Origin of the sequence: Ramlibacter sp. WS9, from assembly GCF_003797765.1 — a bacterium.
Classification (GTDB): domain Bacteria; phylum Pseudomonadota; class Gammaproteobacteria; order Burkholderiales; family Burkholderiaceae_C; genus Ramlibacter.
In genome coordinates this window covers 22,776-38,103 of sequence record NZ_RKMB01000023.1, presented here as the reverse complement: position 1 = coordinate 38,103, position 15,328 = coordinate 22,776, and the positions used below count along the sequence as shown (strand labels likewise).

12 protein-coding genes and 1 riboswitch are annotated in these 15,328 nt (G+C 64.5%); of the genes, 4 read left to right on the top strand and 8 right to left on the bottom strand.

From position 1 onward, the window contains the following. Positions 1-32: 32 nt before the first annotated feature. A complete protein-coding gene (locus tag EEB15_RS25570; RefSeq protein ID WP_141512785.1) occupies positions 33-317 on the bottom strand; it encodes a hypothetical protein in 285 nt (94 codons plus the stop codon). A 48-nt stretch (positions 318-365) separates the two neighbouring features. Then, positions 366-1,004, bottom strand: a complete 639-nt coding sequence (locus EEB15_RS25565) for a Crp/Fnr family transcriptional regulator (protein ID WP_141512784.1) — start codon at positions 1,002-1,004, stop codon at positions 366-368. Positions 1,005-1,016: 12 nt separating this feature from the next. Next, positions 1,017-1,093: riboswitch (S-adenosyl-L-homocysteine riboswitch) on the top strand. Between the two features lie 27 nt (positions 1,094-1,120). Here EEB15_RS25565 and metH point away from each other — a divergent pair. Then, positions 1,121-3,880, top strand: coding sequence for a methionine synthase (gene metH / locus EEB15_RS25560; protein WP_233259621.1), 2,760 nt, complete (start codon positions 1,121-1,123; stop codon positions 3,878-3,880). A gap of 3 nt (positions 3,881-3,883) precedes the next feature. Here metH and EEB15_RS25555 read toward each other — a convergent pair whose 3' ends face one another. The 4 genes from EEB15_RS25555 to EEB15_RS25540 all read right to left on the bottom strand — a co-directional run bounded on the left by EEB15_RS25555 (position 3,884) and on the right by EEB15_RS25540 (position 9,249). Then, positions 3,884-5,065: an MFS transporter gene (locus EEB15_RS25555; RefSeq protein ID WP_233259620.1), complete on the bottom strand. Its 1,182-nt coding sequence runs from the start codon at positions 5,063-5,065 to the stop codon at positions 3,884-3,886. Next, a complete protein-coding gene (locus tag EEB15_RS25550; RefSeq protein ID WP_141512783.1) occupies positions 5,062-5,694 on the bottom strand; it encodes a YfiR family protein in 633 nt (210 codons plus the stop codon). Before EEB15_RS25550 ends, EEB15_RS25555 begins: the two co-directional genes overlap by 4 nt. A gap of 9 nt (positions 5,695-5,703) precedes the next feature. After that, complete coding sequence (locus EEB15_RS25545) at positions 5,704-7,611, bottom strand: TonB-dependent siderophore receptor (protein ID WP_141512782.1); 1,908 nt, start codon at positions 7,609-7,611, stop codon at positions 5,704-5,706. A gap of 111 nt (positions 7,612-7,722) precedes the next feature. Beyond that, a complete protein-coding gene (locus EEB15_RS25540; RefSeq protein ID WP_141512781.1) occupies positions 7,723-9,249 on the bottom strand; it encodes a YifB family Mg chelatase-like AAA ATPase in 1,527 nt (508 codons plus the stop codon). A 220-nt stretch (positions 9,250-9,469) separates the two neighbouring features. Here EEB15_RS25540 and EEB15_RS25535 point away from each other — a divergent pair, with 220 nt between their 5' ends. Genes EEB15_RS25535 through EEB15_RS25525 form a run of 3 tightly spaced genes read left to right on the top strand, consistent with a single transcriptional unit; the run spans position 9,470 to position 12,132 of the window. Next, positions 9,470-10,207: a TorF family putative porin gene (locus tag EEB15_RS25535; protein WP_370283893.1), complete on the top strand. Its 738-nt coding sequence runs from the start codon at positions 9,470-9,472 to the stop codon at positions 10,205-10,207. Positions 10,208-10,233: 26 nt separating this feature from the next. Beyond that, positions 10,234-10,572, top strand: coding sequence for a P-II family nitrogen regulator (gene glnK / locus EEB15_RS25530; RefSeq protein ID WP_141512780.1), 339 nt, complete (start codon positions 10,234-10,236; stop codon positions 10,570-10,572). Between the two features lie 33 nt (positions 10,573-10,605). Further along, positions 10,606-12,132: an ammonium transporter gene (locus tag EEB15_RS25525; RefSeq protein WP_141512779.1), complete on the top strand. Its 1,527-nt coding sequence runs from the start codon at positions 10,606-10,608 to the stop codon at positions 12,130-12,132. A 155-nt stretch (positions 12,133-12,287) separates the two neighbouring features. Here EEB15_RS25525 and EEB15_RS25520 read toward each other — a convergent pair whose 3' ends face one another. Beyond that, positions 12,288-13,721: a glycosyltransferase gene (locus EEB15_RS25520; RefSeq protein ID WP_141512778.1), complete on the bottom strand. Its 1,434-nt coding sequence runs from the start codon at positions 13,719-13,721 to the stop codon at positions 12,288-12,290. After that, positions 13,721-15,325: a hypothetical protein gene (locus tag EEB15_RS25515; protein WP_141512777.1), complete on the bottom strand. Its 1,605-nt coding sequence runs from the start codon at positions 15,323-15,325 to the stop codon at positions 13,721-13,723. Before EEB15_RS25515 ends, EEB15_RS25520 begins: the two co-directional genes overlap by 1 nt. Between the last annotated feature and the right edge of the window lie 3 nt (positions 15,326-15,328).

Genomic DNA, 15,328 nt, shown 5'->3' with positions numbered 1-15,328 from the left:
ACCGTTTGTGACAGCCACATCACAGCCCCGGTTCACCTCTCAGGTACGTGGTCCACGCCGTCGCAGACGCCGTCGGTGAAGCTCAGCGCGATATGGAAGCCGACCCGGCGCCATTCCAGCACCTCGCGGTTGGCCGACATGCGCGAACGGTGGCTGGGCTCGCCCGCGAACTTGATCACTTCATCGACGTGCCGGCCCTTGAGGGCGCCGAGCTTGCGGAAGCGATGCTGCAGGCGGGCTGACCGCGACGCATAGATGAGTGCGAGCAGCAGCGTCGCGACCAGCGCGTAAGCCAGCAGGGAAAGAAGGGTCGTCATGGCCCTGCGATTCTAGGGCGGTCAACGGGGCCCTGGTCCACAAAGCCCTCAAAGCGGCATCAAGTCGTTGATCTCTTCGTTCATCGCCTGCGTCAGCTGAGCGTAGAGCTTGAGCTTGTCCTGGTTCTCGCGCATGCGCTGCGTGATGCGCAGGGAGATCGCCATCATCAGCTTGGCGGCCGTTCGCGGCTCATCGTTGAGCAGGTGGTTCATCGCGTCGCGCGTCAGGATAGCGCAGCGAACATCGGACATGGCGGTGCACGACGCCGACCGCGGCGCGCCGTCCAGCAGGCCCATTTCGCCGATCAGGCTGCCCGGCCCGAGCACGCTGACCGTGATCGGGGCGGTGCGGCTGACCACGATGGTCTCGATCGTCACTTCGCCGTCCAGCAGGAGCAGCATGAAGTCGGTGTCGTCCGTGTCGCCTTCGCGGATGAAAGTCTGTCCTTCCGGAATCTTGTGCGGGCGCATGTAGGCCACGACGGTGCGGGCCTCCGCATGGCTCAGTTGCATCAGCGCGCTGGGGGCCGACAGCAGCTCCGCTGCACGGTCCGCCGCCGAAGAGCCGGCGATCGACCGCAGCCGCTGTCTCGGCACGCGCGAATCCCCGGCTTCGGCGGGCTTGCGGCCGAAGATCCGGCCGAGGATGCCTGGCACGGGGGGAGTAAGGGCATTGGCGGGCTGCATTTAGAATCATGCTAGCCCAAGGAGCGCTGCAGCGACTAAGCAAAATGCTTAACGTCAGGCTTGGGATTTCCTAACCGCGCTCACCTGTACCAACCCCCAGTTGCACTAGGTGAGAGATGTCTGAAGCCCACGTTCCCCCGATGATGCTGTCCGGCCTGGAGCCGGTTGCGATCGGCCCCGCTCAATCGGTTGGGGACAGAGCTGAAGGTCAGTCCCCAATAGCTTCGTTTGTCAACATCGGCGAGCGCACCAACGTCACCGGTTCCAAGGCGTTCGCCCGCATGATCCTCAACGGCCAGTTCGAGGAAGCCCTGGCCGTCGCGCGCCAGCAGGTCGAAAACGGCGCCCAGGTGATCGACATCAACATGGACGAGGCCATGCTGGACAGCAAGGCGTCGATGGTGCGCTTCCTGCAGCTGATCGCCAGCGAGCCGGACATCGCGCGCGTGCCGATCATGGTCGACTCCTCCAAGTGGGAAGTGATCGAGGCCGGCCTGCGCTGCATCCAGGGCAAGGGCATCGTCAACTCCATCTCCATGAAAGAAGGCGTGGAGGGCTTCAAGCAGCAGGCCCGTCTGGTCAAGCGCTACGGCGCCGCGGCCGTGGTGATGGCCTTCGACGAGAAAGGCCAGGCCGACACCTACGAGCGCAAGGTCGAAATCTGCGAACGGGCTTACCGCATCCTGGTGGACGAGATCGACTTCCCGCCGGAAGACATCATCTTCGACCCCAACATCTTCGCCATCGCCACCGGCATCGAGGAACACAACAACTACGCGGTCGACTTCATCAACGCCACCCGCTGGATCAAGCAGAACCTGCCGGGTGCGAAGGTGAGCGGCGGGGTCTCGAATGTGAGCTTCTCGTTCCGCGGCAACGATCCGGTGCGTGAAGCGATCCACACGGTATTCCTGTACCACGCGATCCAGGCCGGTATGGACATGGGCATCGTCAACGCCGGCATGGTCGGTGTGTACGACGAGCTTGAGCCCGGGTTGCGCGAGCGGGTCGAGGATGTCGTGCTCAATCGCCGTGAGGACGCCGGCGAGCGGCTGGTGGAGATCGCCGAGAGCGCCAAGAGCGGCGCCAAGGACGAGACCAAGAAGAACGAATGGCGCGCCGGCACCGTGGAGCAGCGTCTGTCGCATGCACTGGTGTCGGGCATCACCGACTTCATCGTGCCCGACACCGAAGAGGCCTACCAGGCGGTGCTCGCCAAGGGTGGCCGGCCGTTGCACGTGATCGAAGGGCCGCTGATGGACGGCATGAACATCGTGGGCGACCTGTTCGGCCAGGGCAAGATGTTCCTGCCGCAGGTGGTGAAGTCGGCGCGCGTGATGAAGCAGGCCGTGGCCCACCTCATCCCCTACATCGAGGAAGAAAAGAAGCAGCAGGCCGCGGCTGGCGAGGACGTCAAGGCCAAGGGCAAGATCATCATTGCCACCGTGAAGGGCGACGTGCACGACATCGGCAAGAACATCGTCACCGTCGTGCTCCAGTGCAACAACTTCGAAGTGGTGAACATGGGCGTGATGGTGCCCTGCCACGAGATCCTGGCGCGGGCCAAAGTCGAGGGTGCGGACATCGTCGGCCTGTCGGGGCTGATCACGCCTTCACTGGAGGAGATGCAGTACGTCGCGGCCGAGATGCAGAAGGACGACCACTTCCGCATCAAGAAGATTCCGCTCCTGATCGGGGGCGCCACCACCAGCCGCGTGCACACGGCGGTGAAGATCGCGCCGCACTACGAAGGCCCTGTGGTCTACGTGCCGGATGCCTCGCGCAGCGTGAGCGTGGCGCAGGGGCTGCTGTCGGACCAGGCCGCCAAGTACATCGCCGAGGTCAATGCCGACTACGACAAGGTGCGCTTCCAGCACGCCAACAAGAAGCAGGTGCCACTGTGGCCCTTGGCCAAGGCGCGCGCCAACAAGACGCCGGTTGATTGGAGCGGCTACACGCCGCCGGTGCCGAAGTTCATCGGCCGGCGGGTCTTCAAGAATTTCGACCTGAGTGAACTAGCCAAGTACGTCGACTGGGGCCCGTTCTTCCAGACCTGGGACCTGGCCGGCGCCTTCCCCGGCATCCTCAAGGACGAAGTGGTGGGTTCGGAGGCCGTACGCGTCTACGCCGACGGCCAGCGCATGCTGAAGCGGCTCATCGAAGGGCGTTGGTTGACGGCCAACGGCGTCATGGGCTTCTGGCCCGCCAACAGCGTCAACGACGACGACATCGCGCTTTACACCGACGAATCCCGCAGCCAGGTCGCGATGACCTGGCATGGCCTGCGCCAGCAAACCGAAAAGCAGGCCGTTGAAGGCGTGATGCGGCCCAGCCGCTGCCTCGCCGATTTCGTGGCGCCGAAGGGCGTGGCCAACGACTACGTCGGCATGTTCGCTGTGACGGCCGGCATCGGCACCGAGAAGAAAGAGAAGTACTTCCTGGACGACCACGACGACTACTCCGCGATCATGCTCAAGGCCCTGGCCGACCGGCTGGCCGAAGCGTTCGCCGAGGCGCTGCATGAGCGCGTGCGCAAGGACTTGTGGGGCTACGCTGCACACGAGTCTCTGACCGCCGAAGACCTGATTGGCGAGAAGTACCACGGCATCCGCCCCGCGCCCGGGTATCCGGCCTGCCCCGACCACAGCGTGAAGAAAGACATGTTCGATGTCTTGCAAGCGCACGACGTGGGGATGGAGTTGACCGAGAGCCTGGCCATGATGCCGGCCGCCAGCGTCAGCGGCTTCTACCTGAGCCATCCCGACAGCGTTTATTTCAACGTCGGCAAGATCGGCGAGGACCAGCTGCAGGACCAGGCGGCGCGGCGCGGCGCCGAGGTGGCGCAACTGCAGCGGCTGCTCGCACCGAATCTCTGAGCGTCAGGTGACGGCCAGCGCCCTGCGCTGCGCCAGGAACAGCGCCACCACGGCGGCGACGCTCATCGCCAGCAGCAGCCACAGTCCCCACACGTAGCCCGCCTCGGCGGTCCACAACAGGCCCAGGAGCATGGGCGCAACCGCGCGTGCCAGTGCCGACGGCAGGCCGAGCGCGCCGTTGAGGGACGCGACGTGCTCGCGGCTCACGTACTGCGCGATGGCCGTGCCCTTGACGATGGTCATCATGCCGTTGCCCAGGCCATACAGCACGACGAAGAGCAGCGCGGCCCAAGGATGCCCGGCACCGGCCAGCAGCGCGCCCAGCCCCAGCGGAATGAGGGTGGGGATCACGCGGTTCGCGACGTGCAGGTCGAAGTGGTGCTCAAAGAAAAAAAGCAGCAGCCGCCCCAACACCTGGACCAGGCCGATGCTGGCGGGGATGGCGATCACCCAGGCCTCGGCGAGGCCCGTGCCGCGCAGCAGGCTGATCATGTGCGGCGGCAATGCGGCGGTGACACCCATCATGCCGACCACGAACACGCCGATCAATAGAAAAGGCGCGCTGCGCAGGTAAACGTCGACCGACGGCGCCTTGTCGCCTGCGCTGGCCACCGCGCGCGCCGGCGGCGCGTTGCGCAGCCACACGGCGTGCAGCGGCGCGCAGACCAGCAACTGCAGCGCCGCGAGCACCCACAGCGCATGCCGCCAGCCGAGTGATTGGATCAGCCACGCCGACAGCGGTATGAACACCGTGCTGGCAAGGCCGCCCAGGAACGTGAGCGTGATGATCGCACGGCGAAAATCGTTGGGGAAACGGCGCGTCACGACCGCGAAGACGGGCGTGTACAAGGTGGCGGCGAGGCCCGCGCCCAGGCCGATCCACACCGCATAGAAGCCGGCGGTGGTGGTGATTACGCTGTGGAGCAACAGGCAGGCTGCCACCAACAGCGAGCCGCCCGTCATCACCGCGCGCTCGTGGCCGCGGTCGATCCAGCGCCCCACCGGGTACGCCAGCGCGCCCTCGGCCAGCAAGGCGAGGCTGAAGGCGAGGGAGGACTGCGCGCGCGTGAGGCCCAGCTCGCGCTCCACCGGCTCCATCAACAGCGCGAAGGTGTAGAAGACGCTGCCCCAGGTGATCAGCTGGCCCAGCGAGAGCCAGCCCACGAGCCGGCGTTCATTGTTCAAAACTGCGGAACCCTTCGCAGGTAGGCCAGCCGTTCGGCGGCGGGCAGGCTGCCTTGCACGTTGCGCGCGACGGCCAGCAGCCGCGGGCTGAGCCGCAGCTTCTGCCGTGTCGCCGAGTCCACCGAGATGCCGAAGCGCACATTGCCGGTTTCGACGAAAAAGCTGATGACGCTGCCGAGCGGATGGGCTCCGTCGGAGTCGGCGATCGTGAGCACGCCTTCGGGCACCTGCTGGAGCAGCTCCGTCATGCGGGCGGCGGTCGTCTTTATGTAGAGGATGTGGTAGCCGGTGAGCGGGTCGCCATCCTTCAGGCGGGTGACCACCACCGGCCTGCCATCGCGGTCGCGGTCCTTCGCCAGTTCACTCAGATCTTGCCAGATCGCGTCGTTGCCGAGGATGCCGATTTTCAACGGGCTGTCGGCCTTTTCGAATTGCCCTGGGGGCCATTCGACGAAGCTCGCGAACTTGTGCAGAAAGGCCGCCTTGACGAGCGCCTCACTTGCCCGTTCGAGGGCCGGCTGCGCCATCGCGCCGCCGGCGGCCAGCAGCAGAACGGCCGCGCCGAGCGCGCACGCACATCGTCGCAGGAACGGGGCCGGTCGCAGCATTCGGTACAGCCAGGAGTGCATGGCGGATGGTTAATAGTGCCACACGGCTTTGACAAATGCGCTTCGGCGCAGTTCAGCGCGACCCGGCGCGCTGCCCCATTCGGCATGGCGCGAATCGCCAATGTTGCGCAGCGCCACGGACAGCTCGAGATCGGGCCGCACGCGCCAGCCCCAGCGCGCGTCGAGCGCCGTGTACGCGGGCACGTCCGGGCTGGGCAGTGCAGCGGAGTGGCGAACCTGCACGTCCACTTCCATGGAGGCGCCGATGTCGAGGGATGCGCCCAGCGTCCAGCGATGCGGCGGGTCGTTGCCCAGCGACGCCACACCGCCCAGTGGGGCCGTGCCGGCCTTGGCCTCGAAGCGCTGCTTCAGGCGTGCATAACTGGCGTTCACGCGCCAATGATCGTTCACGCGCCAGCGGGCCCATGACGTGAGGCCGTCCAGCGTGCCTTCGAAGTTGTTGTTGAAGGTGGCGCCGCCCGGCGCTGCGTCCACCGACCGCAGCTTGTCGAAATCGTGGTGGAACACGCTCATCGAATAGGACAGCGAAGGCAGCGGCTGGCCGCGGTAGCCGATCTCGAAAACCTTCGACACCTCGGACTCGAAGCGCGAGCCGCCGGCGATGGCGAAGGGCGGCGTGCCGGGAGAATAGAAGTCCCGGTCTATCCGCGCCGGCGTGCGCACTGTGCGCGACACCGCACCCCACAGCAGGTGGTTGGGCGCGAGCTCCCAGGCCAGGCGCGCGTTGGGCAGCGACTCCATGCCGGTGTAGTCGTTGTGCTCCAGCTTCAGCCCGAACGTCAGCTTGAGGTGCGGCGCCAGCGCGAATTCGTCCTGCGCGAACACATTCCACAGCGTCATCCGGCGCGCGGCGGGCAGCAGTGCCAATGCGGCAGCATTGATGTTCTCCGCCCGGTCGTCGAGGTGCCGCCAGCCGCCGCCCCAGATCAGGTCGTGGCTGGGCAGGGGCTGCGACAGGTGCTGGAAGTCGATGTCCCAGGTGTCGAGGGTGTCGCGCAGTGTGCCCGGCTGGTCGCGCTCGGTCCGGTCGAAATACATCTGGACCTGGGCTCTGCTGCCGCCGGAGAGCTCGCGCGCCCACCGGCCCAGCAAATTGGCGCCCGAGATGCGCCGCTCGGCCGGCGCCTGGTCGATGGTGCTGCGGTACAGGTCGCCCTGGACGGTGACGTGGTCGGTGCCGTCGCCGTGGTCGGCGCGAAACCCGGCATGCGACATCGATGCTTCGTCACGCACCGCCGCGCCGCTGGCCAGCTCGGAGTGCTCTCGGTGCGTTGCCTTGGCCCAGGCGCGCCACGCGGTGCCACCCGCCGTGGTGCGGCCGTAACGCGCCGCCAGCGCCTTGTCCCGGGTGCCTGCGCCGGCGCTCACAACCCCGCCCTGCGTTTCGGCCGCGCCGCGGCTGATGATGTTGATCACACCTTGCACGGCGTTGGCGCCGTACAAGGTGCCGCCCGGCCCGCTGATCACTTCGATGCGCTCGATGTCTTCGAGCATCACGTCCTGCGCTTCCCAGAACACACCGGAGAACAGCGGCGAGTACACGGTGCGCCCATCGATCAAGACCAGCATCTTGTTCGACAGCACACTGTTGAAGCCGCGCGCCGTGATGGCGTACTGGTTGGCGTCGGCGCGCGCGACCTGCAGGTTCGGCGCAAGGCGCAGCACCTCGGGCAAGCTGGTGGCACCGGAGCGCCGGATGTCATCAGCGGTGATCACATAAGCGGTCGCCGACACGTCGGCCAGCCGCTGCGGCCGTTTGGACACGGACGTCACCTCGATGTTGACGAGCTGCTCCAGGGACAGGTCCACCAGGCTGGTGGCGGTCCGCGCGGTCTGGGCGCCGGTATCGAACACCCACACGGCCATCGCAATGGCGGTCAGCCGAGCCGTGATCGACCTGTCGATGAACCGATGCATGAACGGAATTTCCTGTTGAGCTTCGATTATTGATGCTCGTGGCGGCACAGGTTCCGAAATGTGCGTGGCATGTGCGTGTTGTTCCGCCCGCGTGTTGCGCCCGCGCCGCTTTTACCCGCCGCGGCCGAGCCCCCGCCGATATTGCACCGCCTCCGCCACATGCGCGACCTGCGTGGTGCCTGCGCCGGCTAGGTCCGCGATCGTGCGCGCCACCTTCAGAACGCGATGCGTTGAGCGGGCGCTCCAACCCAGGCGCGCCGCGGCAATGTTGAGGAATTTCGCGGCGGCGTCTTCCAGCCCGACGTGGGTGTCGATTTCCTTGCCCTGCAATGCGTGATTCGCCTTGCCTTGTCGTTGAATCGCGCGATCTCGCGCCGTCCCGCAACGCATGCGGATCGCCTCCGTTGATTCGCCCGGCGGTGCGGCAAGCAGTTGGTCCGGCGGCAAGGTCGGCACTTCAACGTGCAGGTCGATGCGGTCTAAAAGCGGCCCGGACAGCTTGCCCTGGTAGCGCGCGACTTGGTCGGGCGTGCAGCGGCAGGCCTTGTGCGTCGCACCCAGGAAGCCGCAGGGGCAGGGGTTCATCGCCCCGACGAACTGGAACCGCGCGGGAAATTCGGATCGCCGCGCGGCGCGGGCGATGGTGATCTGGCCCGTCTCCAGCGGTTCACGTAATGCTTCCAGGGCGGCGCGTGGAAATTCGGGCAATTCATCCAGGAAGAGCACGCCGTGGTGGGCGAGCGAAATTTCACCAGGCCGTGGCGGTGACCCGCCGCCGACGAGCGCCACCGCGCTCGCGGAATGGTGCGGACTGCAAGTCGGCCGCACGGCCCAGCGGGCCAGCGTGAACTGCCCGGCGAGGCTGGCAACGGCGGCCGTCTCCAGGGCTTCGTCCACGGTCATCGGCGGCAGCAGGCCGGCAAAGCGCTGCGCCAGCATGGACTTGCCCGAACCCGGCGGGCCGAGCAATAACAGGCTGTGCCCGCCAGCCGCCGCGATCTCCAGCGCCCGCTTGGCGCCGGCCTGGCCCTTCACGTCGGCCAGGTCCAGGTAGGTTGCCGGTGCGGCCGCGGGTTGCGTGACGACGCGCGACCAGCCCTCGCCTGGTTCGGCGGGTTCGCCCGGCAGGAATTGCTTCACCACGTCCAGCAGGTGGTCGGCCCGGTAGACCTGGGCCTGCGGGACCAGCGCCGCCTCCTCGGCGCTGCCGGGCGGCAACACCAGCCGCGCCTGCGCGCCCGCGCTGTGCAGCGCCAGGCTCATGGCCAGCGCCCCCCGCACCGGCCGCAGTTCCCCGGAGAGGGACAGCTCGCCCGCGAATTCCCAACCCGCCAACTTGGCGGCGTCGATCTGGCCGCTGGCCGCCAGGATGCCCAGTGCGATCGGCAGGTCGAACCGGCCCGAATCCTTGGGCAGGTCGGCCGGTGCCAGGTTTACCGTGATCCTCTTGTTATGCGGAAACTCCAAACCGCAGTTTTGCAGCGCCGAGCGAACCCGCTCACGCGCTTCCTTCACCTCCACGTCGGCCAGCCCCACCAGCGTGAAGCTCGGCAGGCCATTGGCCAGGTGCACCTCCACGGTGACAGCGGCCGCCTGCAGCCCGAGCAGGGCGCGACTTTGCACCAAAGACAAGCTCACTTCGCAATCCCTCCCCGTTTAGGTGCGTGTTTACCGTTGGTGCCTGAAAAAGAACAAGATCGCACCATAGCGGTGCGGTTTTGCGTTAATTTGCCGCCACGTTCACGGTTAACGCTGCGGACCAGGGGTCCGTGGACCTGCCGGACAGGAGTTGTGACTTTTGGCACCTTTCCTGCTTAGAGCTGAGTTCAATACCTTTTTCTTTTCATCGGAGAACTCAGTGGAACTCAAGACGACCCAAAAAATGGTTCTGGCCGCTCTGGCTTTCTCGGGCGCCGCGTTCGCCCAGACCAAGGCACCGGAACCCGATTACACGCTTTCGTACAACGTGGGCGTCGTGACCGACTACCGTTACCGCGGCATCTCCCAGTCGCGCCTGAAGCCGGCCCTGCAAGGCGGCATCGACTTCGCGCACAAGAGCGGCTTCTACCTGGGCACCTGGGCTTCGACGATCAAGTGGATCAAGGACGCTGGCGGCGGCGCTTCGGTGGAATGGGACATCTACGGCGGCTACAAGGGTACGGCCGGCCCCATCGGCTACGACGTCGGCGTCCTGCGGTATCAGTACCCCAGCCATGACCTGTCCGTCAGCCCGAACACGACCGAAATCTATGGCGCCGGCACCTACGGCCCCGCAACGCTGAAGTACTCGCACGCCGTCACCAACCTGTTCGGTTTTGCCGACACCAAGGGCAGCGGCTACCTGGACCTGAGCGCCACGTTCGACCTGGGCAACGGCTGGTCGCTGGCTCCGCACGTCGGCCACCAAAAGGTCAAGAACTTCTCGCCCGCTTCGTACACGGATTACTCCGTGACCGTGGGCAAGGACTTCGGCAACGGCTTCTCCGCCAGCGCCGCGCTGGTCGGCACCGACGCCGACGACTCCGTGTACTTCACCCCGGCAGGCAAGTTCACCGGCAAGTCCGGCCTCGTCCTGGGCGCCAAGTACAGCTTCTAAGCTGTCCCACCCAAAGGAGAAGAGACATGAAACTCGTAACGGCCATCATCAAACCGTTCAAGCTTGACGAGGTGCGCGAAGCCCTTTCGGGCATCGGCGTCCAGGGCATCACCGTGACCGAAGTCAAGGGCTTCGGCCGCCAGAAGGGCCACACCGAGCTGTACCGCGGTGCGGAATACGTCGTGGACTTCCTGCCGAAGGTCAAGATCGAGGCGGCGGTGGCCGACGAGCTCGTCGACCGCGTCATCGAATCCGTCGAAGCCGCGGCCCGCACGGGCAAGATCGGCGACGGCAAGATCTTTGTCTACAACCTCGAGCAGGTCGTGCGCATCCGCACCGGCGAAACTGGCAAGGAGGCGCTGTAACACAGCGACCCCCTTCACAACAGAGAGACGAACATGAGAAAACTTCTTGCCTCCCTGGCCTTGGGCCTGGGTCTCCTCGCGGGCGGCTCGGCCGTCTTCGCGCAAGCACCCGCGGCACCTGCGGCCACGGCTGCTTCTGAAGCGGCTGCTCCCGCCGCGGCAGCGACGGCGTCGGCTCCGGCCGCGGCCGCAACTGCCGCCGCGGCATCTGCGCCCGCACCCGCGGCCGCACCGGCCGCGGTGCCCAACAAGGGCGACACCGCCTGGATGACCGTCGCCACCGTGCTGGTGATCCTGATGACCATCCCCGGCCTGGCGCTGTTCTACGGCGGCCTGGTCCGCAGCAAGAACATGCTGTCGGTGCTGATGCAGGTCTTCGTCGTAACGTCGCTGATCTACGTGCTGTGGGTCCTGTACGGCTACAGCGTCGCCTTCACCGGCGGCAATGCCTTCATGGGCGGCTTCGACAAGGTCTTCCTGAAGGGCGTCACACCGGAATCCATCGCTGCCACGTTCAGCAAGGGCGTCGTGATTCCCGAGCTGAGCTTCGTCGCCTTCCAGGCCACGTTCGCGGCCATCACCTGCGCGCTGATCGTCGGTGCCTTCGCCGAGCGCATCAAGTTCTCGGCCGTGCTGCTGTTCTGCGTCATCTGGTTCACGTTCAGCTACCTGCCGATCGCCCACATGGTCTGGTACTGGGACGGCCCGGACGCGATCACCGACAAGGCATCGCTCGACAAGGTCACCGCCGCAGCCGGCTGGTTGTGGGCCAAGGGCGCGCTCGACTTCGCGGGCGGCACCGTGGTGCACATCAACGCCGGTGTCGCCGGCCTGGTGGGCGCCTATGTGCTGGGCAAGCGCGTCGGCTACGGCAAGGAGTCGTTCGCACCGCACAGCCTCACGCTGACGATGGTCGGCGCCGCGCTGCTGTGGGTGGGCTGGTTCGGCTTCAACGCCGGCTCCAACCTGGAAGCCAACGGTGTCACCGCGCTGGCCTTCGTGAACACGCTGGTCGCCACCGCCGCCGCCACGCTCTCCTGGATCGCCGGTGAAGCACTGTCCAAGGGCAAGGCCTCGATGCTGGGCGCCGCGTCCGGCGCCGTCGCCGGCCTCGTGGCCATCACCCCGGCCTGCGGCTTCGTCGGCCCGATGGGCGCGATCGTCATCGGCCTGCTGGCCGGCATTGTCTGCCTGTGGGGCGTGAACGGCCTGAAGCGCATGCTCGGCGCCGACGACTCGCTGGACGTCTTTGGCGTGCACGGCGTGGGCGGTATCCTGGGCGCGCTGCTGACCGGTGTGTTCGCTTCGCCCTCGCTGGGCGGCGTCGGCATCTGCAACTACGTCACCAACAAGTGCGGCGACCCGGCTGACTTCCCCGGCATCGGCGCCCAGGTCTGGATCCAGGCGCAAGCCGTCCTGACCACGCTGGTGTGGTCGGCAGTCGTTGCGTTCATCGCCTACAAGGTTGTTGACCTGGTGATCGGCCTGCGCGTCACCGAAGAGGAAGAGCGCGAAGGCCTGGACATCTCGTCCCACGGCGAAACCGCGTACAACCGCTAAGGACTCATTGCCGCGCGCACCGCTTCGGTGGTGCCGCGGCCCCGCATAAAAAAGCAAGTCTCCTTTGGATGTTCGGCCCGCAAGAGCTTCGGCTCGGCGGGCCGTTTTTTTTTGGAGGCAGCCTGAATGGAGTGAAACGCAATCCGCGGTGAAGCCTACCCCAAGCCCGACTGCGCACTGGACGTCAAGCTGAACTCCGGGTAGAACCCCGCCACATGACAGAGCTCGATATCAATGCCACCCACATTGGTGAAATCTCCCGCTGTCGCCGCACTTTTGGCAATAAACACTTGGGTGCGTTCTGGGTAGCGGCTGATCTCTGCCAACTGTGCCAATAAGGCTGCTCGCTCGGGAGAGTCCTGGTGTTGCAGGTTGATGAACCAGGGCGTCAGCTTCGCGATCAGGTCATGAGCATGACTCAAGTTCAAGGCTTCCGGCATCACCACAGCCAGTCTGGCAATAAATTCAGCCTGCTCCGGCGCCAAGACATAGGTTTCGTTCTGGGGCATTGGGTGGTTGGCATTCCACATCAACGTCTTGAGGAACTTGTCGGGATGGCGCAGGTAGTCAAGATGGCAATCCGGCAGCTGCAAATCGGGATTGGCGACGGCGCTGACCATATCCTCGATATTCACTCTGCCCAGGCTGTGGTCGAAGTGACTGCTGAACGCTCTATCCGTTAGGTAGTCCACACTACACAATGCGCTGGCGGGCACCAGTTCGGGGGCTGCGGCGTGTTTGCCGCAGATGACAGGAACCCCTGCGTAACTGGCTTCCACCAGCACCCGTCCCAGGGTTTCCAGGTTGGAGGTGCTGGGAAACACCATGGCATCGAATCGGCGGTACAGCTCCCAAATCTGGCCATTCGACTGGGGTGGCAAATACTGAAAGTAGTCGCCTGCTCCCAGTTCCTGCTTGATTCTTGCCTGAATAAGCTCGGGGTGGCAGCTCGGTGAATGGATGTCGCCGCAGGCCACCAGCTTGTATTTCCGTGAATGCTCCTTGTTGAGGGTGATCAGCAATTGCACGAGATCGGGAAAATTTTTGTCCTCCGACAATCTGCCGATATAGCCGAGGACGAAGGTGTCGTCACCTCGGTCGGCCATGTGCTGGCGCGGTGGCAGTTCGGTTGGAAACGCCACGGTCAGCGGGTAGCAGCGAAAGGTGCTGTACCGCTGAAGATGGGGGAATATCCGTTCGTAAACTCCCCGCGTGTAATGACTGGCCACCATCAACATATCGCCCGCTCTCAAATAAGGTGCCACCAGATGCTCCTGGAGCAGGTAGCTGCTCCAGATGGCGGTTCTCACATCGCGGATGATGTTGAATTGAAGGTTAAATTTTTCCCGCAGGTAGAAGTAGTAGTGGGCATGGGGCCCGATATTGCTGATGACGCAATCCGCAGCCGCGAGAAGTTCCCGTGCATGGGCGTCGTCGGCGAGCAGTCGGTTGATGTCGTGGAATGTCACCGCCAGATCCGCGCAGACGTTATCCCTGAGCAACGCGGCGATATTCTCGTGGGCTAGATTGACGCCATCCTTCTGGGGGAGGAGTGGATCGGTACTGTAGTCGTGCAGAGTAACGCGCATTAAGTCACTTGGTCTCGATTCAGCAGTGATGATCCGGTCATACCACTGGGTGCTTGGGCGCGCAGAAGGTCAAGGATCGTGGCGGGCATATCCTCCAGATTGCCGCGCCTCGTCCTGAGTCCGGGGGCAATGCCTGGGCCGCGGACCGCAAAGAGATTTTCCACCAGGGTGCCGTGAGCGACATGGCCGCCGGAGCGGAAATAGGGCAGTGGGCCGATGCGACCGCACTCTGGACTGTCCAATACATCAGCGGGAAATTGATCGTTCCAGCAGACAATCAGATCCGGCGGGATGGGGGGGGAGTCGCCGGGTTTCTCCCTGGTGGCAATCAGTTGCTTGACGATGGGCTGGCCGGTTCTGGGGTTGACGGCCCGCTCCAGGAGTTCGGAGATCTTCGCCAGCTCATGGCTGAAATCTTCGGGCGGGATAATGCCTTGAACTTCCCGTCCCCGGACATTGAGGCGCACATAGCCGTCGGAAACCGAGGGCAGGGCAAATGCTTTCATGGTTGGCCACAGCGGCTGATACCAGGTGGCAGGATTCCAGCTCGTGGGGTTGCCGTTGGTCTCCAATTGACTGGGCGAAGCCAATTGCCGCCTGCCCTGGTCGGTGGCGAGAGACCAGACTTCCTGCTTCCAGTGGCGGCGATAATCCCTTCTCATGGCGGGAACCGGATGGGCCAAATCGCCGACTGCCAGAGCCTGCTGCCCGGGAAAATTCCAGCGGTAGAGCAGCTCGGGAAGTAGCGCCATGCTGGGCACATCCATGCTGTTCGCTGCCGTGTGGTCAATGGTGTAGAACAAGACGGTGGCATGCTCGGGCAGCGCCTTGGCAATCCGTCCGATCGATAGGTCTATAGCTCGCAGAATTTCCAGCTGGACGTTGCCTGAAGAATCTGCCTCGGACAGAGGATGTTTTTCACCCAGGTGCCAGCCGATATGGTTTGCGGTATGGCTCTCGACGTAGAGCGCGAGAAACAGATCCCAATCATCGCGGGCCAGTAAATCAAGGCAGATATCGGTGCGGCGGTCAACGGCGGTCAGCAGTTTCGACCTGAAGTCGAGCACAGCGTCCAGGTCGTAGGCGGATGGCAGCACGTAGGAGTATTCCACCTCTTGTGTCTGATGGTCGTAGACCTTGATGGATTCCGCCAGCTTGGGGTCTGAACCATACCGGTTGCGCAGTTGCGCGATCAGCTCTGGTGGTTGGGATAGGGGTGCGGCAACATTCAGTTCGCTTCCCCAGCCTGAGATTTGAATGCCGCTAACGCCCGCAACAAGGGTCGCAGGGAGATCGAACATGCATACCTTGAATGGCTCGCCCAGGGCGTAGAACGGCCTGTAGCGATCTTCCCGCTGCAAGGATTCGTTGAAATATCCATAGCTGTCGGGCAGGAATGACGATCCAAAAGACCCAATATCCCGCCCGGAAAGGAAAGTATCCCAACATCTTTCATTGCGAAAGCGCTTGGTGTGGACTACATCGCCACTGGCACCTTGGTCGAAAATTGCCTTGATATGGGGCAATTCACCTCGTGCTAGCCAGGTTTTTATCTGGTTGCCGTTGGGGGCGTCGACGCCGATGGCAATAACTTTGGGTTTCATGGA